The sequence below is a fragment of the Rhodovulum sp. FJ3 genome, assembly GCF_032918305.1.
In the GTDB taxonomy this organism is placed as follows: domain Bacteria; phylum Pseudomonadota; class Alphaproteobacteria; order Rhodobacterales; family Rhodobacteraceae; genus SAT37.
In genome coordinates this window covers 755,055-777,476 of sequence record NZ_JAWJUU010000001.1, presented here as the reverse complement: position 1 = coordinate 777,476, position 22,422 = coordinate 755,055, and the positions used below count along the sequence as shown (strand labels likewise).

At 62.2% G+C, this 22,422-nt stretch carries 20 protein-coding genes; 13 read left to right on the top strand and 7 right to left on the bottom strand.

Translation table 11 applies throughout. The annotated features are described in order from the left end of the window. The first annotated feature begins 35 nt into the window (after positions 1–35). The 9 genes from R1W00_RS03935 (at position 36) to R1W00_RS03895 (ending at position 9,860) form a co-directional block, all read left to right on the top strand. Positions 36–1,406, top strand: coding sequence for a glutamine synthetase family protein (locus tag R1W00_RS03935; protein WP_317261408.1), 1,371 nt, complete (start codon positions 36–38; stop codon positions 1,404–1,406). A gap of 3 nt (positions 1,407–1,409) precedes the next feature. Beyond that, positions 1,410–2,792 (top strand): aldehyde dehydrogenase family protein, encoded by a 1,383-nt coding sequence (locus tag R1W00_RS03930; RefSeq protein WP_317261407.1) that lies wholly within the window; start codon positions 1,410–1,412, stop codon positions 2,790–2,792. Between the two features lies 1 nt (position 2,793). Further along, positions 2,794–3,939, top strand: a complete 1,146-nt coding sequence (locus R1W00_RS03925; RefSeq protein ID WP_317261406.1) for an iron-containing alcohol dehydrogenase — start codon at positions 2,794–2,796, stop codon at positions 3,937–3,939. Positions 3,940–4,234: 295 nt separating this feature from the next. After that, positions 4,235–4,822, top strand: coding sequence for a TRAP transporter small permease (locus tag R1W00_RS03920; protein ID WP_317261405.1), 588 nt, complete (start codon positions 4,235–4,237; stop codon positions 4,820–4,822). Further along, the gene (locus R1W00_RS03915) at positions 4,819–6,135 is read left to right on the top strand and encodes a TRAP transporter large permease (RefSeq protein WP_317261404.1); all 1,317 of its coding nucleotides are present in this window, start codon (positions 4,819–4,821) and stop codon (positions 6,133–6,135) included. The genes R1W00_RS03920 and R1W00_RS03915 overlap by 4 nt, the downstream gene beginning before the upstream one ends. 84 nt (positions 6,136–6,219) lie before the next feature. After that, positions 6,220–6,987: an SDR family NAD(P)-dependent oxidoreductase gene (locus R1W00_RS03910; RefSeq protein ID WP_317261403.1), complete on the top strand. Its 768-nt coding sequence runs from the start codon at positions 6,220–6,222 to the stop codon at positions 6,985–6,987. Between the two features lie 9 nt (positions 6,988–6,996). Then, positions 6,997–7,764 (top strand): crotonase/enoyl-CoA hydratase family protein, encoded by a 768-nt coding sequence (locus R1W00_RS03905; protein ID WP_317261402.1) that lies wholly within the window; start codon positions 6,997–6,999, stop codon positions 7,762–7,764. Then, complete coding sequence (locus R1W00_RS03900) at positions 7,764–8,237, top strand: MarR family winged helix-turn-helix transcriptional regulator (RefSeq protein ID WP_317261401.1); 474 nt, start codon at positions 7,764–7,766, stop codon at positions 8,235–8,237. Before R1W00_RS03905 ends, R1W00_RS03900 begins: the two co-directional genes overlap by 1 nt. A gap of 30 nt (positions 8,238–8,267) precedes the next feature. Then, positions 8,268–9,860, top strand: coding sequence for an acyl-CoA dehydrogenase family protein (locus tag R1W00_RS03895; RefSeq protein WP_317261400.1), 1,593 nt, complete (start codon positions 8,268–8,270; stop codon positions 9,858–9,860). A gap of 236 nt (positions 9,861–10,096) precedes the next feature. Here the strand turns inward: R1W00_RS03895 and R1W00_RS03890 are convergent, their stop codons facing one another. Then, entirely contained in the window at positions 10,097–11,092 is a 996-nt protein-coding gene (locus R1W00_RS03890; RefSeq protein ID WP_317261399.1) for an aldo/keto reductase, read from the bottom strand. Between the two features lie 66 nt (positions 11,093–11,158). After that, a complete protein-coding gene (truA, locus tag R1W00_RS03885; RefSeq protein WP_317261398.1) occupies positions 11,159–11,929 on the bottom strand; it encodes a tRNA pseudouridine(38-40) synthase TruA in 771 nt (256 codons plus the stop codon). 101 nt (positions 11,930–12,030) lie between these two features. Between truA and R1W00_RS03880 the strand changes: the two genes are divergently transcribed. Both R1W00_RS03880 and R1W00_RS03875 read left to right on the top strand, forming a co-directional pair. After that, complete coding sequence (locus R1W00_RS03880) at positions 12,031–13,449, top strand: YcjX family protein (protein ID WP_317261397.1); 1,419 nt, start codon at positions 12,031–12,033, stop codon at positions 13,447–13,449. Further along, positions 13,446–14,462, top strand: a complete 1,017-nt coding sequence (locus R1W00_RS03875) for a TIGR01620 family protein (RefSeq protein WP_317261396.1) — start codon at positions 13,446–13,448, stop codon at positions 14,460–14,462. Before R1W00_RS03880 ends, R1W00_RS03875 begins: the two co-directional genes overlap by 4 nt. Here the strand turns inward: R1W00_RS03875 and R1W00_RS03870 are convergent. Next, on the bottom strand, positions 14,459–14,866 hold the full coding sequence (locus tag R1W00_RS03870; protein WP_317261395.1) for a group III truncated hemoglobin: 408 nt from the start codon (positions 14,864–14,866) through the stop codon (positions 14,459–14,461). The two genes, R1W00_RS03875 and R1W00_RS03870, sit on opposite strands and share 4 nt — an antisense overlap. Before the next feature lie 72 nt (positions 14,867–14,938). Further along, a complete protein-coding gene (locus R1W00_RS03865; protein ID WP_317261394.1) occupies positions 14,939–15,370 on the bottom strand; it encodes a helix-turn-helix domain-containing protein in 432 nt (143 codons plus the stop codon). A gap of 67 nt (positions 15,371–15,437) precedes the next feature. Here R1W00_RS03865 and R1W00_RS03860 point away from each other — a divergent pair, with 67 nt between their 5' ends. Beyond that, entirely contained in the window at positions 15,438–16,598 is a 1,161-nt protein-coding gene (locus R1W00_RS03860; RefSeq protein WP_317261393.1) for an MFS transporter, read from the top strand. Positions 16,599–16,857: 259 nt separating this feature from the next. Continuing rightward, positions 16,858–19,761: an isoleucine--tRNA ligase gene (gene ileS, locus R1W00_RS03855; protein ID WP_317261604.1), complete on the top strand. Its 2,904-nt coding sequence runs from the start codon at positions 16,858–16,860 to the stop codon at positions 19,759–19,761. 65 nt (positions 19,762–19,826) lie between these two features. Here ileS and R1W00_RS03850 read toward each other — a convergent pair whose 3' ends face one another. The 3 genes from R1W00_RS03850 to R1W00_RS03840 all read right to left on the bottom strand — a co-directional run bounded on the left by R1W00_RS03850 (position 19,827) and on the right by R1W00_RS03840 (position 22,407). Further along, complete coding sequence (locus R1W00_RS03850; protein ID WP_317261392.1) at positions 19,827–20,879, bottom strand: cytochrome-c peroxidase; 1,053 nt, start codon at positions 20,877–20,879, stop codon at positions 19,827–19,829. Between the two features lie 119 nt (positions 20,880–20,998). Further along, a complete protein-coding gene (locus tag R1W00_RS03845; RefSeq protein WP_317261391.1) occupies positions 20,999–21,712 on the bottom strand; it encodes a CDP-alcohol phosphatidyltransferase family protein in 714 nt (237 codons plus the stop codon). A 101-nt stretch (positions 21,713–21,813) separates the two neighbouring features. Beyond that, positions 21,814–22,407: a cytochrome P460 family protein gene (locus R1W00_RS03840; protein WP_317261390.1), complete on the bottom strand. Its 594-nt coding sequence runs from the start codon at positions 22,405–22,407 to the stop codon at positions 21,814–21,816. Positions 22,408–22,422: the final 15 nt, after the last annotated feature.

Genomic DNA, 22,422 nt, shown 5'->3' with positions numbered 1-22,422 from the left:
GGGCGCCCCGCGCTCTAACCCAAGGTGAGATCGCAATGCCCGGAAACCTGACATTTGATGCGCTGAAATCCCGCGTGGCCAGCGGGGAAATCGACACGGTGATTGCCTGTGCCCCCGATATGCAGGGCCGGTTGATGGGCAAACGTTTTCAGGCCCAGCATTTTGTCGAAAGCGCGTGGGAAGAGACGCATTGCTGTAACTATCTGCTGGCCACCGACATGGAGATGAACACGGTCGAAGGATACGCCGCGACCAGTTGGGCCAAGGGCTATGGCGATTATGTCATGCGCCCCGACATGGACACGTTGCGCATCATTCCGTGGCTGGCGGGGACGGCCTTGGTTCTGTGCGATCTGTTGGACCATCACACGCATGACGAGGTGCCCCATGCGCCGCGTTCGGTCTTGAAACGGCAACTGGCCCGCCTGCAGGAACTGGGGTTCGATATGATGGCCGCGACGGAACTGGAATTCTTTGTGTTCCGCGAAACATTTGATCAGATGCGCGATCAGGCCTATCGCGATATGACCTTGATCAGCCCCTATAACGAAGATTACCATATCTTCCAGACGACGAAGGAAGAGGGCCTGATGCGCGCGATCCGCACAGGCCTTTATGGCGCGGGCATTCCCGTCGAAAACACCAAGGGCGAGGCCGACGCCGGTCAGGCCGAGGTGAACGTGAAATATAGCGACGCGCTGGACATGGGGGATACGCATGTTCTGGTCAAAAACGGGGTCAAAGAGATCGCGTTCCTGACGGGCAATGCCGTGACCTTTATGGCCAAGTGGAGCCATGATGCCGCCGGATCGTCCAGTCACATCCACCAATCCCTGATCCATCTTGATAGTGGCAAATCGGCGTTCTTTGATCCCGATGGCCCGCATGGCATGTCCGATCTGATGCGCAAATATCTGGCGGGATTGCTGAAACACGCGCGGGAAACGACGCTGTTCCTTGCGCCCTATATCAATTCCTACAAACGTTTTGTGGCGGGCACCTTTGCCCCGACCAAGGCGATTTGGTCCGTCGACAACCGCACCGCCGGTTACCGCGTTTGCGGTCCGGGTACGGGCGGCGTGCGCGTGGAATGTCGCGTTGGCGGCTCGGACCTGAACCCCTATCTGGCCTTGGCGGCGCAACTGGCCGCCGGTATCGCGGGGATCACCGGTGATTACACGCTTGAGGACGAATTTGCCGGCGATGCCTATGCCGCCGAGGGCGCGCGGTCGATCCCGCTGACCCTGCGCGAGGCGACGGCGGAATTCGATGCCTCGACAATGTTGCGGGCGGCCCTTGGGGACGGCGTTGTGGATCACTATGTCCACGCGGCCCGCTGGGAGCAGGAAGATTTTGATCGCAAGGTGACCGACTATGAAGTCGCCCGCGGATTTGAAAGAGCGTAAAGCATGACAACTACCCTGAAATGTATCTCGCCGGTCGATGGATCGGTCTATGTCGAACGTCCCCTGATGGGGCTGGCCGACGCCGAGCGCGCGGTCGCCGCCGCCCGCGCGGCTCAGCGCGATTGGGCCGCGCGCCCCATGGCCGAACGCATCGCGCTGGTCACCAAGGCCACCGCGATCATCGGTGAGATGAACGATGAAATCGTCCCTGAACTGGCGTGGCAGATGGGCCGTCCCGTGCGTTATGGTGGGGAATTTGGTGGGTTCAACGAACGCGCCACCTATATGGCCAAGATCGCACAATCCGCGTTGGCCCCCATCATGGTTGAGGATAGCGCGACGTTCGGGCGCTATATCGAACGTGTGCCGCATGGCGTCGTTCTGGTCATCGCGCCGTGGAACTATCCGTTCATGACGGCGATCAACACCATCGCGCCTGCTCTGATCGCGGGCAACACCGTGGTCCTGAAACACGCCAGCCAAACGCCGCTGGTGGGCGAACGCCTTGCCACCGCGTTTGAACGCGCGGGCGTGCCCACAGATGTGTTCCAGAACCTGTTTCTGGGCCACGATGTGACCTCGGCCCTGATCGGGGCGCGGGCGTTTGATTTCGTGAACTTCACCGGCTCGGTCGGGGGCGGTCAGGCGATTGAGCGCGCGGCGGCGGGCACATTTACCGGTTTGGGTCTGGAACTGGGCGGCAAGGATCCGGGCTATGTCATGGAAGACGCCGATATCCGCGCCGCCGCTGACACCCTGATGGACGGGGCGATGTTTAACTCGGGTCAATGCTGCTGTGGGATTGAACGGATTTATGTGGCCTCCGCGGTCTATGACGATTTCATCGAGGCCTGTCTGGACGTTTTGTCGGGCACGGTTCTGGGCAACCCGCTGGACCCTGAAACGACCATGGGCCCGATGGCGCAGGTGCGGTTCGCCGATCTGGTGCGCGGCCAGACCCGCGATGCGATTGCCGCCGGTGCGCGTGCGTTGATTGATCCGGCGCAATTCCCGAACGACGGGGGCGCCTATCTGATGCCGCAGATTCTGACCGGTGTGGATCATTCCATGCGCGTCATGCGCGAAGAAAGCTTTGGCCCCGTTGTCGGCATCATGAAGGTCGACAATGACGCCGAGGCCCTGCGCCTGATGAACGATTGCGACTATGGCTTGACCGCGTCCCTGTGGACAAAGGACGTGGATCGCGCGGCAACTCTGGGCCAGCAGATCGAGACCGGAACGGTGTTCATGAACCGTGCCGATTACCTCGATCCGGCGCTGTGCTGGACGGGGTGCAAGAACACGGGGCGGGGCGGCGGTTTGTCGGTGATCGGCTATCACAACCTGACGCGACCCAAATCCTTCCATCTGAAAAAGGCGATCTGAGATGACGTTGACTGCAAATTGGTCTTATCCCACGGCTGTGCGGTTTGGGGCGGGACGTATTTCCGAACTGGCCGAGGCCTGTGTGTCCCTTGGGATCACGCGCCCGTTGCTGGTGACAGACCGTGGTCTGGCGGGGCTGCCGATCACCAAACAGGCGCTGGACATCCTGACCGGTGCCGGTCTGGGCGCGGCCCTGTTTGCCGATGTCGATCCCAACCCGAATGAAGTCAACGCCGCCGCTGGTGTTGCGGCCTATAAGGCGGGTAATCACGACGGGGTTGTGGCGTTTGGCGGTGGCTCGGGTCTCGACCTTGGCAAGGTCGTGGCGTTCATGGCCGGTCAGACGCGCCCGATCTGGGATTTTGAGGACATCGGCGATTGGTGGACCCGCGCGGACGCGGATGCCATCGCGCCCATCGTGGCCGTGCCCACGACTGCCGGCACAGGGTCAGAGGTGGGCCGCGCCAGCGTCATCACCAATTCCGAAACGCATGAGAAAAAGATCATCTTCCACCCCAAAATCCTGCCCGGTGTGGTGATTTGCGACCCCGAACTGACCGTCGGCATGCCGCCCGCGATCACGGCAGGGACGGGGATGGATGCGTTCGCCCATTGCCTTGAGGCCTATTGCAGCCCCCATTTCCACCCCATGTCCCAAGGGATCGCGATTGAGGGCATGCGTCTGGTCAAGGACAACCTGCCGACCGCCTATGCGGATGGCACCGATCTGACCGCGCGGGCCAATATGATGGCCGCCGCCGCGATGGGGGCCGTTGCGTTTCAAAAAGGTCTGGGCGCGATTCACGCCATCTGCCACCCGATCGGCGCGGTGCACAACACCCACCACGGCACCACGAATGCGGTCGTCATGCAGGCGGTTTTGCGGTTCAACCGCCCCGCGATTGAGGACCGGATTGAGGCCTTGGCGCGCTATCTGTCGATTCCCGGTGGCTTCCAAGGCTTTCACGATTTTGTGGGCGAGTTGAACGCGACCCTGAAAATTCCGGCCAACCTGACCGATCTTGGCGTCACCGATCCCGACATTGCCGCCCTGACCGAGGTCGCGTTGCGCGATCCGTCCGTGGGCGGTAACCCCGTTGAAATGAACACAGAAAACACGTCTGATCTGATCAAGGCCTGTCTCTGAGACGATTTGGTTCGTGTGACCCCGAGGCGCGCCCATCCCCATGGGCGCGTCTTTTTTTGGTGGTGCATGTTGACGCCTGCGTGGTCGGCGGGCAGGGTGACGCTCAGCGTCATGATAAACATGTTAACTAATGAACGTGTTAATTGGTATTGACCATAATCGTTACGAGTCATAACGTTTCTTCAAGCCTACGGTTCTGCCCCTTTGGGAGAGAGGGGCGCGTCGCGTTTTGCGGCGCATGATCTGTAGGGGACGAACAGTGGCCCGCACGGGCCAGGCATGAGCGGGGAGGCAAATGCTGTTACGGGCGATGAAAATGCTGGCCAAATGGACAGCGATTATCGGGGGGATCACGCTTGTCGTGCTGGTCGTCCTGACATGTGTCAGCGTCATTGGACGCGGGGCCAGCACCTTTGGCCATTCCGATTTTCTGACTGGGTTGGCGCCGGGATTGGCGCAGTCGATCGTGAACACGGGCGTGGGGCCGGTCACGGGCGACTTTGAGCTGCTTGAGGCGGGGGTTGCCTTCGCGGTGTTCGCCTTTTTGCCGCTGTGTCAGTTGCACAGCGGGCACGCGACTGTGGATGTGTTCACGTCTCTGATGCCCGAGAAATTCAACCGCTTTCTGATTGCGTTCTGGGAGGTCCTGTTGGCCATCCTGATCGTGGTCATCAGTTGGCGCCTATTCGTCGGCATGGAAGACAAGATGCGCTATGGCGAGACGACGTTCTTGCTGCAATTTCCGATCTGGTGGTCCTATCTGGCCAGCTTCCTTGCCTCGGTCGTCGCGGCAATTGTGGCCATCTATTGCGCCTATGCCCGCGTCATGACCGTGCTCACCGGTAAATCCTACATGCCTGCATCCGAAGGAGCCCTCCATTGAGTATGCTCGAACTTGGTTTCCTGTCATTTCCGGTTCTTCTGGTCATGATTTTTATGCGGGCCCCGATTGGCCTTGCGATGATGCTGTGCGGGATTGGCGGTCTTTATTTCGCGATGGGGGGCAGCAATATCTTTCTGTCCAAACTCAAGAGCGAAACCTATTCCACCTTTAGCAGCTATTCGCTGACCATCATTCCGATGTTCCTGTTGATGGGGCAGTTCGCGACCCTGTCGGGCATGTCGAAATCCCTGTTCAAAGCCGCCGAAAGCTGGCTTGGCCACCGCAAGGGCGGCGTCGCCATGGCCGCGGTCGGGGCCTGTGCGGGGTTCGGCGCGATCTGTGGCTCGTCCCTTGCGACGGCGGCCACCATGTCCAAGGTCGCCCTGCCGGAACTGCGCCGCTATGGCTATTCGGGCGGGTTTTCGACCGCGACATTGGCTGCCGGAGGCACCTTGGGGATCCTGATCCCGCCGTCGGTGATCCTTGTGATCTACGCGATCCTGACCGAGCAAAACATCGCCAAACTGTTTCTGGCCGCCTTTGTGCCCGGTATTCTGGCGGCGATCGGCTATATGATCACGATCTCGATCTATGTACGCTTGTACCCCGATGCGGCCGGAACACGGGAGCGGGTGCCTTACGGCGAACGCATGCGCGCGCTGCTTGATGTGTGGCCGGTTCTGTTGGTCTTTGGCCTTGTGGTTGGCGGGATCTACCTTGGCTGGTTCACCCCGACCGAGGGCGCGGCGGTTGGCGCAGCGGGAACGGGCATCATCGCCCTGTTGTCGGGCAACCTGACGTGGCGCGTCTTTGTCGAGAGCATCCTGTCCACCGCCACCAACACCGCGATGATCTTTTTCATCATCCTTGGCGCGGGGTTCTATAACTCGTTCCTTGCTTTGACGCAGGTGCCGCAGGAATTGTCGATGGCGGTGGCGAACAGTGGCCTTGGCCCGTGGACGATCCTTGTGATCATTCTGGCGTTCTATCTGGTGTTTGGCTGTTTGATGGACAGCCTGTCGATGATCCTGCTGACGATCCCGATCTTCTTCCCGCTGATCTCGCAGCTGGATTTCGGCCTCAGCCAAGAGCATCTGGCGATCTGGTTCGGCATCCTTGTTCTGATCGTGGTAGAGGTCGGGTTGATCACGCCACCAGTGGGGATGAACCTGTTCGTTATCAACGGCATGGACCGCAGCACGCCCATGATCGAAACCTACAAGAGCGTTATGTTCTTTGTCGGCTCGGACATCGTGCGGGTGATCATTCTGGTCTTGTTCCCGTCAATCACACTCTTCCTCTTGCCCGGTTAATGCCGGGCAAGTGCCCCCAATGGGGCTTGGCATCTCTAGATTGTTATGATCTATAACAGTAATGAAAAGTAAACGGGTGGAGCAATGGACGTATCTGGTCAAATAGCGCTGGTCACCGGTGGGGGCAGTGGCCTTGGGGCCGCAACCGCCCGCCATCTGGCAAGTCTCGGCGCCAAGGTCGCGGTTCTGGATTTTGACGGCGCGCGTGCCGCCGAAGTGGCAGCGGAAATCGACGGTCTGGCCCTGCAGGCGGATGTCGGCGATCAGGTCGCGGTCGAGGCCGCGTTTGAAAAATGCATCGCCGATCTGGGCGGCTGTCCCCGCATCGTGGTCAGCTGTGCAGGCATCGGTCTGGCCTCTCGCGTGGTGGGCCGTGAGGGTAAGTTGTCCGTCGACATGTTCGAAAAGACCCTGCGCGTGAACTTGACCGGCACCTATATCATCCTGAGTGTTGCCGCCCGCGCCATGCAGGCGGCCGAGCCTCTGAACGAGGATGGTGAGCGCGGCGTGATCGTGTGCACCTCGTCCGTGGCCTATCAGGACGGACAACTGGGTCAGGCGGCCTATTCCGCGTCCAAAGGCGGCGTTGCCGCGATGATGCTGCCGATTGCGCGGGAAATGGCGCGCACCGGTATCCGTACCGTCGCCATCGCGCCGGGCCTGTTCCACACCCCGATGATGGAAGGCCTGCCGCCCGAAGTCACCGCCGAAATCACCGCGAATATCCCGTTCCCCGCCCGTTTGGGGCAGCCGTCCGAATACGCGCTGTTGGTGGAGCAGATCGCCCGTAACCCGTTCCTGAACGGGACCACCATCCGGCTGGACGGCGCTGTGCGCCTGCCGCCGCGCTAAGGGAATACGATGTCCGAAGATATCCTGAAAATCGAACTGGATGGCCAGATTGCCATCCTGACCATGAACCGCCCCGCCAAGCGCAATGCGATGTGCGATGAGTTGCTGGAACAGATCGACGCGTTCTTTAGCAAGCCGCCCAAGGACATCAAGGCGGTGGTTCTGACGGGGACGGCGGGGCATTTCTGCTCGGGTCTTGATCTGTCCGAACATGTGGCGCGCGACGCCGAGGGCACGATGCGCCACTCGCGCGGCTGGCACGCGGTGATGGACCGTATCCAATACGGCGGTCTGCCGGTGATTTCGGCCATGTTCGGCGCGGTGATCGGTGGCGGGCTTGAACTGGCCTCGGCCACGCATGTGCGCATTGCCGAGCCGTCCACGATCTTTCAGCTGCCCGAGGGGCGTCGCGGCATTTTTGTCGGCGGCGGTGCATCGGTGCGGGTTGGCCGTATCCTTGGGGCCGACCGGATGGTCGAAATGATGCTGACGGGGCGTAAATATTCCGCCGATGAGGGCCTGTCTCTGGGCCTGTGCCACTATAGCGTGGGGGAGGGTGAGGCTCTGGACCTTGCGCTGAAACTGGCGCACCGGATTGCGGGCAACGCGCCCTTGTCGAACTATATCATGATCCAGGCCCTCAGCCGGATTGAGGATATGGCCAAGGCCGACGGTCTGTTCACCGAGAGCCTCTGCGCCGCCCTGACCCAGACCAGCCCCGATGCGGTCGAAGGTCTGGCCGCCTTCCTTGAAAAACGTGACCCGAGTTTCCGCTAATGACCCGCGCTGCAAAGGCTGATCCGCACACCGATCCCGATCACGTCAGCGACCACACGCTGCGCGATCTGGCGGGGTATAACCTGCGCCGGACGTCCCAGATCATGCAGGCCGATCTGGCCAAAACGCTGGAACCTCTGGGCCTGCGGATGATCACCTTTGCGGCGCTGGTTCTGATCGTGGACAACGCCGGTGTGCGGCAAACGCGGCTGGCCAATGCCTTGGCGATTGAACGCTCAAACCTTGTTCTGATCGTTGATGATCTGGAGCAACGCGGGCTGATTCAGCGGACACAGGTGCCCACCGATCGGCGCGCCTATGCCTTGGTCCCAACGGACGCGGGTCGCGATGTGTATGCGCGTGCGTTGAACGCCGTTCATGCGCATGAGGCCGCCCTGTTGAACAACTTTGAAGCGTCCGAAATCGCGACGCTGATTTCTCTGTTGAAACGGGTCGAGGCGCCCCGCGCCTGACCACAGACACCCAATGTCGAGGACTGTGCGATGATCCCTTTTGCTGCCCCTCTGGATGATATCCTGTTTTCCCTGGACGCGGTTGGTGCGTCCGATCTGCCCGATTACGACCGCGATCTGACGGCCGAACTGGGCGGGTTTTTCGCCCAGTTTGCCGAAGGTGAACTGGCCCCGATCAACATGTCCGGCGATGAGCAGGGCGCGCGCCTGATCGACGGACGGGTCAAAATGCCCGATGGGTTCGGTGCCGCCTATACCGCCTATGCCGAACAGGGCTGGCAGGGTCTGTGCGCGCCCGAAGAATTCGGCGGGCAAGAGCAAAACGGTCTGATCGGCGCGGTGACCAGCGAGATTTTCATCGGCGCGAACCATTCCTTGCAGATGGTGGTTGGTCTTGTGCCGGGCGCGATCCGCACGGTCCTGAACTTCGGCACGCCTGATCAACAGGCGCGCTATATCCCCGCGCTGGTTGAGGGGCGCGCGATTTCCACCATGGCCCTGACCGAGGCCGGCGCAGGGTCCGATTTGTCGCGCATCCGGTGTCGCGCGGTTGAGGGCGACAATAGCGGCTGGACCATCAGCGGCGAAAAGATTTTCATCTCGGGCGGCGATCAGGACATGAGCGAGGAGATCCTGCACCTCGTCCTTGCGCGGACCTCGGATGACGGGGTGAAGGGGCTGTCGCTGTTTGCCTGCCCGTCGCATTTGCCGGACGGGTCGCGCAACCCCATCACCATTACGCGGATTGAGGAAAAGATGGGCCTGCATGCCTCGCCCACCTGCCAGATGGCCTTTGACGGGGCGCACGCGGAATTGCTTGGCAAGCCGGGGCAGGGGCTGGCGGCGATGTTCACCATGATGAACCACGCGCGTCTGGACGTGTCCCTGCAGGGTGTCGCGCATGCCGCGCGCGCCACCCACATTGCCCGCGCCTATGCGGCCGAGCGTACTCAGGGCCGAACCGCCGAGGGCGAAGCGACATTGGATCAGCACCCCGATGTGATCCGGATGCTGGACGAAATGGATGCGCTGGCCCTGTCTGCACGGGCGGTCGCGCATTTCGCGATGGTGAACCTTGAACGCGGGGATCAGAACGATCTGGTCGATTTTCTGACGCCGGTGGCCAAGGTGTTCTGTACCGAATCCGGCCTGCGCGCGGCGGACACCGGCATTCAGGTGCTGGGCGGTTATGGCTATCTGACGGAATATGCGGTGTCGCAGGTCTGGCGCGATGCGCGGATCACCGCGATCTACGAGGGCGCGAACGGGATCCACGCGCTGGCCACCGCAACGCGGAGCGTGAACTATGGCGCGGGCGCGGATCGGTTTGCCGAGGTGTTGACCGATATGCTGGGCGAAAGTTCGATCGTGTCGGATTGGATCGCGGCGCGCGATGTGCTGCGCGCGGAAAAGCGGTCTGCACCGGAATTAGCCCATGATTTCATGCAGATGACGGCGTGGGCATTGGTCCTTGGCCTTTGGGGGCGTCTGTCGGCGGCGGGCGAAACATCCCACGCACCCGACCGGATTGCCCGCCTGTCGCGACTGGTGGCGATCCGGTTCGCGCCGGAATTCACCGCAGCGCGGGACCGGTTCAACGCCACCCGCGCCATGGCCGCCTAAAACCGGTATTAAAACAAAACGCGCCCGATTGAGGCGCGTTTTTCATGTCAGGATTGCGGTGCGGCCCGCCTCGGTAAACCTGTCGTTCTGTCATCCCAATCCATGCAAGTCCTCCCTCCTGCAAAGATCGGGGTCCAAAGCGGGCCGCGCCCCGTGACCCTAGTGCGCCGAGTTGTCACAGGCAACGCGATTCTTAAGCTTTTCGATTAGAAATTCTAAACAATCGCGCAAGTAAATCAGCAATATTGCTCGGGCCCGTTCCATTGGGCGGGGCCATAGCGATCACCGGATGCCCAACCGACGGGCAAAGCGGTCTCAATCGCCTCCAGATCCGAGGCGGACAGGGTCTTTTCCGTGCCCTGCAACATCTCGTTCAGGTGCTCAACCGATCGCGTGCCGGGGATGGCAATGACGTTATCGCCGCGCGATAGAACCCATGCGATGGCCAGACCTGCGGTGCTGATCCCCATGTCACGGGCCAAGGATTGCAGTAATTCCATGCGTTTAAGGTTATCCTGATAGGCGCGTCCGGTGAAACGCGGATTGTCGCGCAGGAACACAGACGCGGCGATCCGCTCGGCCGACGGCGGCGTGTCGGTCAGCAACCCGCGTCCCACGGGGGAAAACGCGACCATCGCCGTGCGGGTTTCCGCACAGTTTTGCACAAGGCCCAGATCGGGCGCGCGCGTGGACAGGGAATATTCGTTCTGAACGGCGGCTACGGGATGGACGGCCTGCGCACGACGCAAACTGCTGGGCGCGATTTCGGAATAGCCGAACGACTTGATCTTCCCCTTTTTCATCAGGCCGATCAGGGTCTCGCTGACCTCTTCGATCTCGAACCGTGGATCGCGGCGGTGGATGTAGAACAGGTCCACACAGTCAAGGCCAAGGCGCATCAGGCTCTGGTCCAACTCGGCCTCCAGATGTTCGGGCGAGTTATCAAAGGTCCGGTTCCCGTCTGCGTCCGAGGTGATCGAGGCCTTGGTCGCGATGAAAAACGGGTTTTCGCCGCCCCGATTGGCCAGCCATTCGCCGATCACCGTTTCCGACACGCCCCGCCCATAGATGTTGGCGGTGTCGATGTGGGTCACGCCGGCCTCGACCGCGCGGTCGAGAATGGCAAAGGATTGTTCCTTGGTGGTCGGGCCGTACATGTCGCTAAAGGACATCGCACCGATCCCGAGGGCCGATACAAACGGGCCGTCCGGCCCCATCTGACGGTTTTGCATATGCGCGCTCTTTCCTGTTGGTCTGGGACCAATCTGTGCTGCACACGCGAAATGCGCAACCGTGTGTCAGCGCACAAACGGGTCTGTGGGATAGCCGACCCCGGCCAGATACAGGCCCTGCGGTGGGCAAACCGGACCACAGGCCGCGCGATCACAGGCCTCAAGCGCCTGTTTCACCTGAACCGGTTCCCACGCGCCCGCGCCGACCCGTTCAAGGGTGCCGACAAAGCTGCGGACCTGATTGTGCAGGAAGCTGCGGGCACGGATGTAGAATTGGTATTCGCGCCCATGGGGCGTGTTCAGGGCGGTGATCGTGATTTCATCCACGGTTTTGACGGGCGATTTGGCCTGACACATCGACGCGCGGAACGTGGTGAAATCATGCAGCCCGATCAGATGGGCCGCGCCCGCGCGCATCGCCTCGACATCCAGATCGTGCATCACCTGCCAGACCTTGCCGCGCTCATGCGTCATGGGGGCGCGCCGCGTCACAAGGCGAAAGATATACTGACGCTCAACCGCCGAAAACCGCGCGTGGAAATCATCCTCCACCCGCACGCAATCGACAATCGCCACGGGATCGGGTTTCAGGTGGTGGTTCAACGCCTCGGACAAACGGAACGGGTCCCAGTCCTTGGCCATATCGCAATGGGCGACCTGACCCAGACCATGCACACCCGCATCTGTCCGCCCCGCCGCGCCGATGCTGGGCACATCGCGTTCCAGCCGTGACAGGGCCCGTTCCACCGCACCCTGAACCGTCGGCAGATTGTCTTGACGTTGCCAGCCCGCGAACGGGCCGCCGTCGTATTCGATTTTCAATGCATATCGCGCCATGCGCACGGGTTAGCGCGCCGCGCGCGGCTTGGCAATTGTTTGGCATCTGGCGCGGGCGGGCGATCGTTCCTATCTTGGTGGGGTCAAGCAAAGGGATGACAGTGCGCATTACAGATATCGCCGATGGTGTAACCCGTCAGGTTGAGCGTTTGGGGGACACGGTTTCCGAGACCCTGTTCGAGCCCGTGATCCGGTTGGGCGTAACCGGTTTGTCGCGGGCGGGGAAAACGGTGTTCATCACCTCGTTGGTGGCGAACCTGCTGGACCGTGGGCGTATGGGGCAATTGTCTGGTGCCAGCACCGGCACAATCCAGAGCGCGTTTTTGCGCCCCCAGCCCGATGATACCGTGCCCCGTTTTGACTATGAAACGCACCTTGGCGCGCTGGCGGGGGACCACCCCGATTGGCCGTCCAGCACGCGGTCGGTGTCGCAGCTGCGCCTGTCGTTTCGGGTGCAACCGCGCGGGATGCTGTCGGCCCTGTCGGGGCCGCGCACGGTGCATCTGGATATCGTGGATTATCCGGGTGAATGGCTGCTCGATGTGGGGTTGATGGATTTGTCCTATGCCGATTGGGCCGAGCAGACCCTGTCGCGCCTACCCGCACGACCCGACAGTGATGCCTATCTTGACCTGCTGTCCCGAACCGACCCGAACGCCGATTTCGACGAGGTCACGGCGAAAGCTTTGTCGACCGCTTTTGCCGCCCATCTAGGTGCCGCGCGCGCCGCAGGTATGGCCGATTGCACGCCGGGGCGGTTCCTGTTGCCCGGTGATTTGGCGGGGTCGCCCGTTCTGACCTTTGCGCCGCTGCCCCGTCCCGACCGGCCCGCGCGCGGGTCCCTGTGGCGTGAATGCGAACGCAGGTTTGAGGCGTATAAGCGTGAGGTCGTCAAACCGTTCTTTCGCGATCATTTCGCCCGCATCAACCGCCAGATCGTTCTGGTCGATGTTCTGGACGCACTGCATGCGGGTCCCCCCGCGGTTGAGGAATTGCGCCGCGCCATGGCCGGTATCCTGTCTGCCTTTCGTCCGGGTAAGGACCGGTGGCTGTCGCGTCTGATCACGGGGCAAAAGGTCGACCGCATTCTGTTTGCCGCGACCAAGGCGGACCATCTGCATCACTCGCAACACGCCCGCCTGACGGCGATCACCGAGGCCTTGGTACGCGATGCCCGCGACCGCGCCGATTTTTCCGGCGCGCGGACATCGGCCATGGCCATCGCCGCCCTGCGCGCCACGGTCGAGGATCAGAAAACCCACGGCGGACAGGCCTATGATTGCGTCCGTGGTCGGGTCGAGGGGGCGGATAAGGTCGTGACCTTTTACGCGGGCGATCTGCCCACCGATCCGGCCCGCATCCTGACCCCCGCGCGTCAGGGACAGGATGGGTGGTTGAACGCCGATTATGCCAATATGCATTTCGCGCCGCCGCATCTGAACTTGGAGCCCGGTGATGGTCCGCCGCATATCCGTTTGGACCGCGCGGCCCAGTTTTTGTTTGGGGATGATCTGACATGAGCGACCCGATGAACCGCCCCGCACGTGGCCCGATGGTGTTTGAGGACACGGATGACGCGCCCGACTTGACCCCCGTCACCGCCCCACCCGTGCCCGAGGGCGATGCCCCCACCGGCACCGCGCTGCAAGGCGCGGCGGTCATGGCCGCGCGCCCCGTGTCGCGCAGGATATCGTGGATCGGGGCGGCGGCGGTGTCGTTACTGGGCATGATCGTGTCCGTGGCGATCTGGGATTTCGTGACCGGATTGCTGGCGCGCAACGTGATCCTTGGCTGGGTCGCGGTGGGGTTGGTTGTGGTCGTGGGGCTTGGGGTTCTGCGCTGGGTCGCTGTGGAACTGGGGGCCTTTGCGCGGCTGCGCCGGTTGGATGACCTGCAACATCAGGCGACGACGTCGCGCGCGGCGGATGATCTGAAACAGGCGCGCGATTTTGCCGCCGGGATTGAGCGTCTCTATCGTGATCGCGCCGATGTCGAATGGGACCGCGCGCGTCTGTCCGCACGAATGTCCGAGGTGGTCGATACCGAAACCCTGCTGGATTTGGTGGAGCGTGAGGTGATCGCGCCCCTAGATGCCCGCGCCGTGGCCGAGGTTGAGGCCGCCGCGCGTCAGGTGGCCAGTGTGACCGCGCTGGTCCCGCTGGCGCTGGCCGATCTGGCGGCAGCGCTGATCGGCAATATCCGCATGATCCGCCGCATTGGTGAGGTTTATGGCGGGCGTTCGGGCACCTTGGGTAGTTGGCGCCTGACGCGCTCGGTCTTTGCGCATCTGGTGGCGACGGGGGCGATTGCGGTGGGCGATGACCTGATCGGGTCGGTCGCGGGCGGCGGGGTGTTGTCCAAGCTGTCCCGCCGGTTCGGTGAGGGCGTTGTGAACGGGGCCCTGACCGCGCGTGTCGGTCTGGCCGCGATCGAGGTCTGCCGCCCCATGCCCTATGGCACAGGCAAAAAACCGTCGGTCAGCGCGGTCGTCGCCCGCGCCCTAAAGGGGCTGTTTCAGACCGGTAAAGGTTAGAACAGTTTCGGCACGCCACCGGGCAGGGTTTCACGATCCACAACGCCCGCGCGCAAACTGCGCCCGATCCGGTGGGCCAGTTCCGACCACGCCGCCGCCTGATCCGGCCGCAGTTCCAACGTCAGGATCTTGTCAAACAGGTCCAGCCAGATCGAAAACATCCCCGGTTTGACGTTGCCCGCGTCCTGATGCGCGGTCATCGGGTTCCCGTCATAGGACCTTTCGTGCAGGATTGCGTTGGCCCAGAAATCGGCGACCTTGACCTCATGCGCGTCCCAATCCGTGACATGGGCCGCGAAAATGGGGCCCAGTCCCGGATGCTCCCGCACCACCGCATAAAACGCCGCAACCACTCGTTCGATGTCGGGGCGGGTGATGTCGAATTTGGGCGGGATCGGGGGCATGGCGGGGCCTCGTTTTGGGGTGGGCCGACCTTAGACCGCGGTGGCAAGGGCGAAAAGGGCCATTTCGCCGCGTTAGGGCGCGCTGCGTTTCGCGGACGGTTTGTCCCGACGCGCCCAGCGTCCCGAGGCCGCCATCATGCGTTGAAACGTCGGGCATTCCAGATGCGACGGCGCGGGACAGTCCGCCACATGGCGCAGCGTATCGCGAAGCTTGCGGAGATCGGCGATCTGGCGGTCGATCTCGTCCGCGCGGGCATGCAGCGTGTCGCGGTCCACCTGTGGCGCGCCATGTGCGGGCAGCATCTGCGCCATGTCGGTCAGGGAAAATCCCGCCGTTTGACCCAGCGAGATCAGGCGCAATTGCGCGACCACCTTGGGCAGGAATTGCCGTCGCAGCCCCTTGCGCCCCGCCGCCGCGATCAGGCCGATATCGTCGTAGTAGCGCAAGGTCGAGGCGGGCAGGCCCGTCTGTTTTGCGACCTCCGAAATATCCAGCAATGCCATGGTTGACCTCAAGTTGACTTGAATTCGTATCGTGCCCGTCGGTTGTGATTCTGACAAGGAGAGTGGGATGCGAAATCAGATCTGGGCGCTGGCCCTTGCGATGATGGTGGGGGCGATGGGGATCAGTATCGCCAACGTGGCCCTGCCCGATATTGCGCGGGATTTCGGGGAGACGGCGCAGGGCGCGAACCGTGTGAGCGTGGTCTATCTGGCGGCGGTCACGGTGGCGGCGATTCTGGTCGGGCGGATCGGGGACCGGTTCGGGCGCGGACGGGTGTTGCGCGCGGCATTGGTCGGGTCTGCCGGTGCGTCGGTTCTGGCCGCGCTGTCCCCGACGATGGGGGCGTTGATCGCCGCGCGGGCCGTGCAGGGTGTATTCGGCGCGGCGTTGATGGTCCTGAGTGTCGGATTGGTCCGACAGGTATCCGGCCCCGCGCGGTCGGGCCGCGTGTTTGGCGCATTGGGCAGCATGTCCGCCCTTGGCACAGCGGCGGGGCCCGTGATCGGCGGTGTCTTGGTGGACCTGTCGGGCTGGCGCGCGTGTTTCTGGGCGCTGGCAGGGTTGGCTGCCGTTGCGGGGATGGTCGCGCGGATTCCGGATGGCGCGCCGCCGGTGCGGGCAGGCCAAGGCGCGCCGCGCGGCCTGTGGATCGGGTATCTGGCCAATCTGGGCGTGGCGGCGGTGATGATGGGCACGCTGGTGGTTGGGCCGTTTTTCCTAAGCTTTGGCGCGGGGTTAAGCACGCGCATGGTCGGCATGGTCATGGCGGTCGGGCCGGTAATGTCGATCATCGGTGGCGTGCTGGCAGGGCGGGCCGTTGATCGTTTTAGCGCGGGACCCGTGGCCCGTTTGGGTTCGTGGTTGGTGGCACTTGGGAGTTTCACACTGGCCCTATTGAGCCCCGTTTGGGGCGTTTTGGGGTATCTGATTGGGATCACGGTCCTGACGCCGGGCTATCAGCTGTTTCAGGCCGGAAACACCAGCGCGGTGATGGCGCGTGCGCCCGAGGGGGCGCAGGGTGGTGTTGCGGGCGCGCTGGGCGTTGCGCGCAATCTGGGTCTGTTGATCGGGGCGTGGGGATTTGGCGCGCTGTTCACCTGCGTCTTGGGCGGGGTTCCCGTGCAGAGCGCCGGAGCGGGTGACATCGCCGATGCGGTGCGGGTGGTTTTTCTGGTGGCCTGTGTCGGGATGGTCGGGTTGGGTGTGCTGTTGTGGCGGTGGGGGTAGGGGGCGCTGCCCCCACGCAGGCGGGGCCTGCGCTCCCCCGGAGTATTTTGGCCAAGATGAAGCGGAAATGCGGGGTTTTGGCGGGTTTACGCGGTGCGGCCGGCGGCTTATAAGCGGGCCATGCTTATGGACGCTGCGATCATTATTCGAATTAGCGGCCCGGCGCTCTGAAACCTGAGAGCGGCCGGGAAAAGGCGCATGTGTTTCGCGCCGTCCATCACCCCCTATGCGATATTTCGATCTTGAGGATCACGGATCAATGTGCGCCGATACGCCCGAATATAAAGACACCCTGAACCTGCCCGAAACCGATTTCCCGATGCGTGCGGGATTGCCCAAGCGTGAGCCCGAGTGGCTGGCCCGTTGGGAGCGGATCGGGGTTTACGACAGACTGCGGGAAAAAGAGGGGCGGGTGCCCTTTGTCCTGCATGATGGACCGCCATATGCGAACGGGCATTTGCACATTGGTCACGCGCTGAACAAGGTGCTGAAGGATTTCATCGTGCGCTCGCAGCAGATGCTGGGCAAGGATGCGCGCTATATCCCCGGGTGGGATTGTCACGGTCTGCCGATCGAGTGGAAGATCGAGGAGCAGTACCGCAAGAAGGGCAAGAACAAGGATGACGTTCCGGTCATCGATTTCCGTCAGGAATGCCGCAAGTTCGCCGAAGGTTGGGTCGATATCCAGCGCGATGAGTTCAAGCGGTTGGGGATCACCGGCAATTGGGCCGATCCGTATTTGACGATGGCCTATCACGCCGAGGCGGTGATTGCCGACGAGTTTATGAAGTTCCTGATGAACGGGACGCTCTATCAGGGGTCCAAGCCCGTGATGTGGTCGCCGGTTGAAAAGACCGCGCTGGCCGAGGCGGAGATCGAGTATCACGATCACAAGTCGCATACGATCTGGGTACCGTTCCGTGTTGTATCGGGGGCCGAGGGTGATCTGAGCGAGGCGCGCGTTGTGATCTGGACCACCACGCCGTGGACGATCCCGTCGAACAAGGCCGTCGCCTATAACCCCAAGATTGCCTATGGCCTGTACCGCGTTGAGGCGACCGAGGAAGAGAGCTGGACCAATGCCGGTGATCTTTATGTGTTTGCCGATGCCTTGGCCGAGGATGCGTTGGGCAAATCGCGTGTGACCGAGTTCACCCGCGTGCGCGACGTGACCGGGGATGAGTTGGGCGCGCTGACCCTGAGCCACCCGTTTGCCGGGGTCGAGGGGGCCGACGGGTTTTGGGACTATGAGGTGCCGATGATCGATGGCGATCACGTCACCGATGATGCGGGCACGGGGTTTGTGCACACCGCGCCGTCCCATGGTGTTGACGACTATGAATGTTTCGTCAAACGCAACTGGTTGACGCGGATGACCCATAACGTGGGCGAAGAGTCCGAGTTCCTGCCCCATGTGCCGTTCTTTGCCGGTCTGCAGGTGTTTGATCGCAAGGGCAAAGAGGGCAAGGCGAATAACGCCGTCATTTCCAAGCTGGTCGAGGCCGGTGGCATCATTGCCCGTGGGCGCGTGACCCACAGCTATCCGCATTCGTGGCGGTCCAAGGCGCCGGTGATCTTCCGCAACACGCCGCAGTGGTTTGCCGCGATTGACGCCAAGCTGGACGACGGCATGGGCGATCTGGGCGATACGATCCGTGGTCGTGCGCTGCGTTCCATCGACGAGCTGGTGGAGTGGCATCCGAAAACGGGGCGCAACCGTCTCTATTCGATGATCGAGGCGCGCCCCGACTGGGTTCTGTCGCGTCAGCGCGCGTGGGGTGTGCCCCTGACCTGTTTCACCAAGAAAGACACCTTGCCGACGGATCCAGAGTTCCTGTTGCGCAATGCCGAGGTGAATGCCCGCATCACCGCCGCCTTTGAAGAGCACGGCGCGGATGTCTGGTACACCGATGGGTTCAAGGCGCAGGTTCTGGACGGGATCGCGAATCCCGATGACTATGATCAGGTATTTGACGTTCTGGACGTGTGGTTTGATTCCGGTTCGACGCACGCCTTTGTTCTGCGCGACCGCGCGGATGGGGCGCCGGACGGGATTGCGGACGTCTACCTTGAAGGGACCGACCAGCACCGCGGCTGGTTCCACAGCAGCCTGTTGCAGGCCTGTGGCACCAAGGGCCGCGCGCCCTATCGCAATGTGGTGACGCACGGGTTTACGTTGGACGAGAAGGGCATGAAGATGTCCAAGTCCTTGGGCAACACCATCGTGCCCGAGCAGATCGTCAAACAATACGGGGCTGATATCGCCCGTCTGTGGGTGGCGCAGGCCGACTATAGCGCGGATCAGCGGATCGGGCCGGAGATCCTGAAAGGGGTCGCGGATAGCTATCGCCGTTTGCGCAACTCGATGCGGTTTATCCTTGGTAACCTTGCGGGCTTTGACGAGAGCGCGCGGGTCGACCCGGCGGATATGCCCGAGCTGGAGCGTTGGGTTCTGCACCGTCTGGTCGAACTCGATCACAAGATGCGCACGGGCTATGACGCGTTCGATTTCCAAGGCGTGTTCCAAGCGCTGTTCAACTTCTGCACGGTTGATCTGTCGTCCTTCTATTTCGATGTGCGCAAGGACGTTCTGTATTGTGATGGCGATGACAGCCTTGAACGCCGTTCGGCGCAGACGGTTCTGGACATCCTGTTCCACCGTCTGACCACGTGGCTGGCCCCCATTCTGGTGTTCACGATGGAGGAAATCTGGCTGGAGCGGTTCCCGGGTGACGAGAGCTCGGTCCATCTGGTGGATATTCCTGCGACGCCCGCTGATTGGCTGGACGAACCTCTGGCCGCGAAATGGGCGGTTGTGCGTCAGTCGCGCCGCGCCGTGACGGCGGCCTTGGAGGTGCAGCGCACCGAGAAGGTGATCGGGGCCTCGCTTGAGGCGGCGCCGGTCGTGCATGTGCGCGATCCTGAGGTGTTGGAGATCCTGAAAACCGTCGCGTTTGAGGATGTCTGCATCACCTCGGACCTGACCCTGACCGGTGATCCCAGCCCGAATGAAGCATTCCGCCTGCCGGAGGTGGACGGGATCGGCGTCGTGTTTGAAATGGCCGAAGGCGAGAAATGTCAGCGGTGTTGGAAAATCCTGCCCGATGTCGGCACTCACGCCCATCCGGACACCTGTGCACGGTGTAACGACGCGCTGGGCTGAACCCGCGCCGCAGCGTTATCAAAATGAATGGGCCGGTCTTGCGACCGGCCCATACTGTTTTAGCGTTATTGGGCGAGGACCTCACCCGAGGGGCGCGGGGTTGTCGCCGTTTCCGCGGGCAGCACGGGATAGGTGACGTCGGGCAGGGTGCCGGTCAGGCTGTGGAGGAAGGCGACGATTTGATCGGCGCTCTGGTCATCCAGTTCTTCGCCCAGCTGGCTTTCGGCCATGATTTGTACCGCGACCTTGAGGTCCCAGACCTTGCCCGAGTGGAAATAGGGCGCGGTCAGGGCGACGTTGCGCAAGGGGGCGGCGCGGAAGACGTATTCGTCGCTGGCCGTTTCGGTGACGGCAAAGCGGCCTTTATCCCCGACGGGCAGGACATCGGCCCCCGGTTTTTCGATCAGGCCGAAGGGGTAGTAGCCATGCCCGCCGACGTTGATGTCGGAGTGGCAGGCGGCACAGCCCAGATCGACGAATTGTTCCAGACCTGCGCGTTGATCGGCGGTGAGGGCGGCATCGTCGCCGTTCAGCCATGCGTCAAACGGGGCGGGGGTGATCAATGTCGCCTCGAACGCCTCAATCGCCTTGGCAAAGTTGTCAAAGCTGACCGGTGTGGGATCGTCGCCAAACGCCTCGGCGAACCATTCGACGTATTGCGGCATGGAGTTCAGTGTCGCAATAACGTTTTCCGGCGTGTTGGCCATTTCGACGCCCGCCTGAACCGGGCCCTTGGCCTGTTCGGCGAGGTCGGCAGCGCGGCCATCCCAGAACTGTGCCTCGTTAAAGACCGAGTTCAGGGCGGTGGGCGCGTTGCGCGGGCCACGCTGCCAGCCATGGCCGATCGAGGTCTCTAGGTTGTCATCGCCCCCCGTCGCCAGATTGTGGCACGAGTTGCACGAGAACACGCCCGATGCGGACATTCGCGGGTCAAAGAACAGCGCCTTGCCCAGTTCGATTTTGGCGGGCGTGATCGGGTTGTCGGACACCGCAGGGACGGTGGACGGTAGGGGGCGAAAGATGTCGAGGGCCACATCGCGCAGGTCGTCGGCCTGTGCGGTGGTGGCCAGTAAAACGGTGCCGATCGTTAACAGGGGAACGCGGACAAGGGGGTGCATGATGCTCTCCGTCGCTATGTGGAAACCTGCGCCGTTCTGAATGAGCGGACGCGGGTGCACGGTTTCACGACGGGAGGGCTAAGCGCTTGATTTGGATCAAGCTTCTCAGTCTCGTGAACTCACTTTGGTGTGACGTTCGCGGGGCTGCGCTCGGGGAGGATTTGTTGTGCGATGCCCGCGCCCAGCAGGTAGATCGAGGTCACGATCAGGCCCGTATGCGCCCAGGATTGCGGGTGGAAATTCACCCATGCGGCCCAGCCCGCAAAACCCGTCCATGCAAGGGCAACGGGTAGTGACACCATGCGCCAACGTCGTGTGCGCACAGGGTGGATGAATTTTAGCGGGGTGAACATGGCGATGGTCAGCACCACCACCAGACCAAGGGTCACATAGAATCCCGGTTGGATGGCGAACAGGACCAGCACCAACATGTTCCAGCAGCCCGGAAAGCCTGCAAAGGAGTTGTCCTTGGTCTTCATCCGCGTGTCGGCGAAATAGATCACGCTGCTAAAGGTGATCAGGATGATGGCCAGCCAACCGGTCCACCCCGGCAATAGGCCCGATTTGAACAGGGCAAAGGCGGGGATGAACACATAGGTCAGATAATCGATGATCAGGTCCATCAGCACACCGTCAATGACGGCGGCGTTGGTTTTGACGTCATAGCGCCGCGCCAGCGGGCCATCGATCCCGTCGACGATGAAAGATACCACCAGCCACAGGAACATCAGTGCCCAGTTCCCGTCGGCGGCGGCCAACATGGCCAGCATTGCGAAAACAGCACCGGTGGCGGTGAACAGATGGACGGAGAGGGCGGCAAATTTTGGCGTCATTCACCCCTAATGAAGCAAACTGTCGCGTGGTTCAAATGCCGGATGCGTGTACGTCAAATAAATATCGCCCCGCCGGTCGGGTGACAGGCGGGGCGGGTGTATCATTCGGGGGCGCCGATGCGCACCTCTTCCAGAGGATAGCCAAGCGCGTCCTGATCCTCATACGCGACGTGGCAGTCATGGCAGAACTGTTGCGAGACGTTCATGACTTTGCCGTTGGGTTGAACCCCGCCATAGAGCCAGTCGCCGAATTCAGGCGCGCCGCCCGGATCCAGTTTCGTCATGATGAAGAGCGGTCCGACCGAGGCCTTGCCGCCCTTGCCGATCTGGATGCTTTCCTTCGCGATGACGGAACCGGCGGGCATATGGACGCCCTCGGTCGCGAATTTCAGGTATTCCTCGGCGCCGATGTCGTTGACGAAGGTGTTCAGGAACCGTTCGCCATGGATGCCGGGCAGAGCGGGGCGCGTCGCGGTCGGGGCCCAATCGCGGAACACGCTGCCGACCTCATGGCCGTCTTTGGCGTATGCGGCGGCCATTTCGTCCTTGATACAGTCATAGAGCGCATGCACCCCCGCGTCGTCCAAATCAAACGGATCGCCCGCAACGATACAGGTGTTTGCGGCGGTGGCTGGTGTGACGGTGAACCCCGTGGCGGCCACGGCCAGAGCACCCAAAGTCAGGTGGATTTTCATGATATGTCCCTTCTC

Bases quoted from the DNA above. Each gene is read 5' to 3' on its own strand.
- R1W00_RS03935 (WP_317261408.1), top strand. From the start codon at position 36: ATGCCCGGAAACCTGACATTTGATGCGCTGAAATCCCGCGTGGCCAGC.
- R1W00_RS03930 (WP_317261407.1), top strand. From the start codon at position 1,410: ATGACAACTACCCTGAAATGTATCTCGCCGGTCGATGGATCGGTCTAT.
- R1W00_RS03925 (WP_317261406.1), top strand. From the start codon at position 2,794: ATGACGTTGACTGCAAATTGGTCTTATCCCACGGCTGTGCGGTTTGGG.
- R1W00_RS03920 (WP_317261405.1), top strand. From the start codon at position 4,235: ATGCTGTTACGGGCGATGAAAATGCTGGCCAAATGGACAGCGATTATC.
- R1W00_RS03910 (WP_317261403.1), top strand. From the start codon at position 6,220: ATGGACGTATCTGGTCAAATAGCGCTGGTCACCGGTGGGGGCAGTGGC.
- R1W00_RS03905 (WP_317261402.1), top strand. From the start codon at position 6,997: ATGTCCGAAGATATCCTGAAAATCGAACTGGATGGCCAGATTGCCATC.
- R1W00_RS03900 (WP_317261401.1), top strand. From the start codon at position 7,764: ATGACCCGCGCTGCAAAGGCTGATCCGCACACCGATCCCGATCACGTC.
- R1W00_RS03895 (WP_317261400.1), top strand. From the start codon at position 8,268: ATGATCCCTTTTGCTGCCCCTCTGGATGATATCCTGTTTTCCCTGGAC.
- R1W00_RS03890 (WP_317261399.1), bottom strand. From the start codon at position 11,092: ATGCAAAACCGTCAGATGGGGCCGGACGGCCCGTTTGTATCGGCCCTC.
- truA (WP_317261398.1), bottom strand. From the start codon at position 11,929: ATGGCGCGATATGCATTGAAAATCGAATACGACGGCGGCCCGTTCGCG.
- R1W00_RS03875 (WP_317261396.1), top strand. From the start codon at position 13,446: ATGAGCGACCCGATGAACCGCCCCGCACGTGGCCCGATGGTGTTTGAG.
- R1W00_RS03870 (WP_317261395.1), bottom strand. From the start codon at position 14,866: ATGCCCCCGATCCCGCCCAAATTCGACATCACCCGCCCCGACATCGAA.
- R1W00_RS03865 (WP_317261394.1), bottom strand. From the start codon at position 15,370: ATGGCATTGCTGGATATTTCGGAGGTCGCAAAACAGACGGGCCTGCCC.
- R1W00_RS03860 (WP_317261393.1), top strand. From the start codon at position 15,438: ATGCGAAATCAGATCTGGGCGCTGGCCCTTGCGATGATGGTGGGGGCG.
- ileS (WP_317261604.1), top strand. From the start codon at position 16,858: ATGTGCGCCGATACGCCCGAATATAAAGACACCCTGAACCTGCCCGAA.
- R1W00_RS03850 (WP_317261392.1), bottom strand. From the start codon at position 20,879: ATGCACCCCCTTGTCCGCGTTCCCCTGTTAACGATCGGCACCGTTTTA.
- R1W00_RS03845 (WP_317261391.1), bottom strand. From the start codon at position 21,712: ATGACGCCAAAATTTGCCGCCCTCTCCGTCCATCTGTTCACCGCCACC.
- R1W00_RS03840 (WP_317261390.1), bottom strand. From the start codon at position 22,407: ATGAAAATCCACCTGACTTTGGGTGCTCTGGCCGTGGCCGCCACGGGG.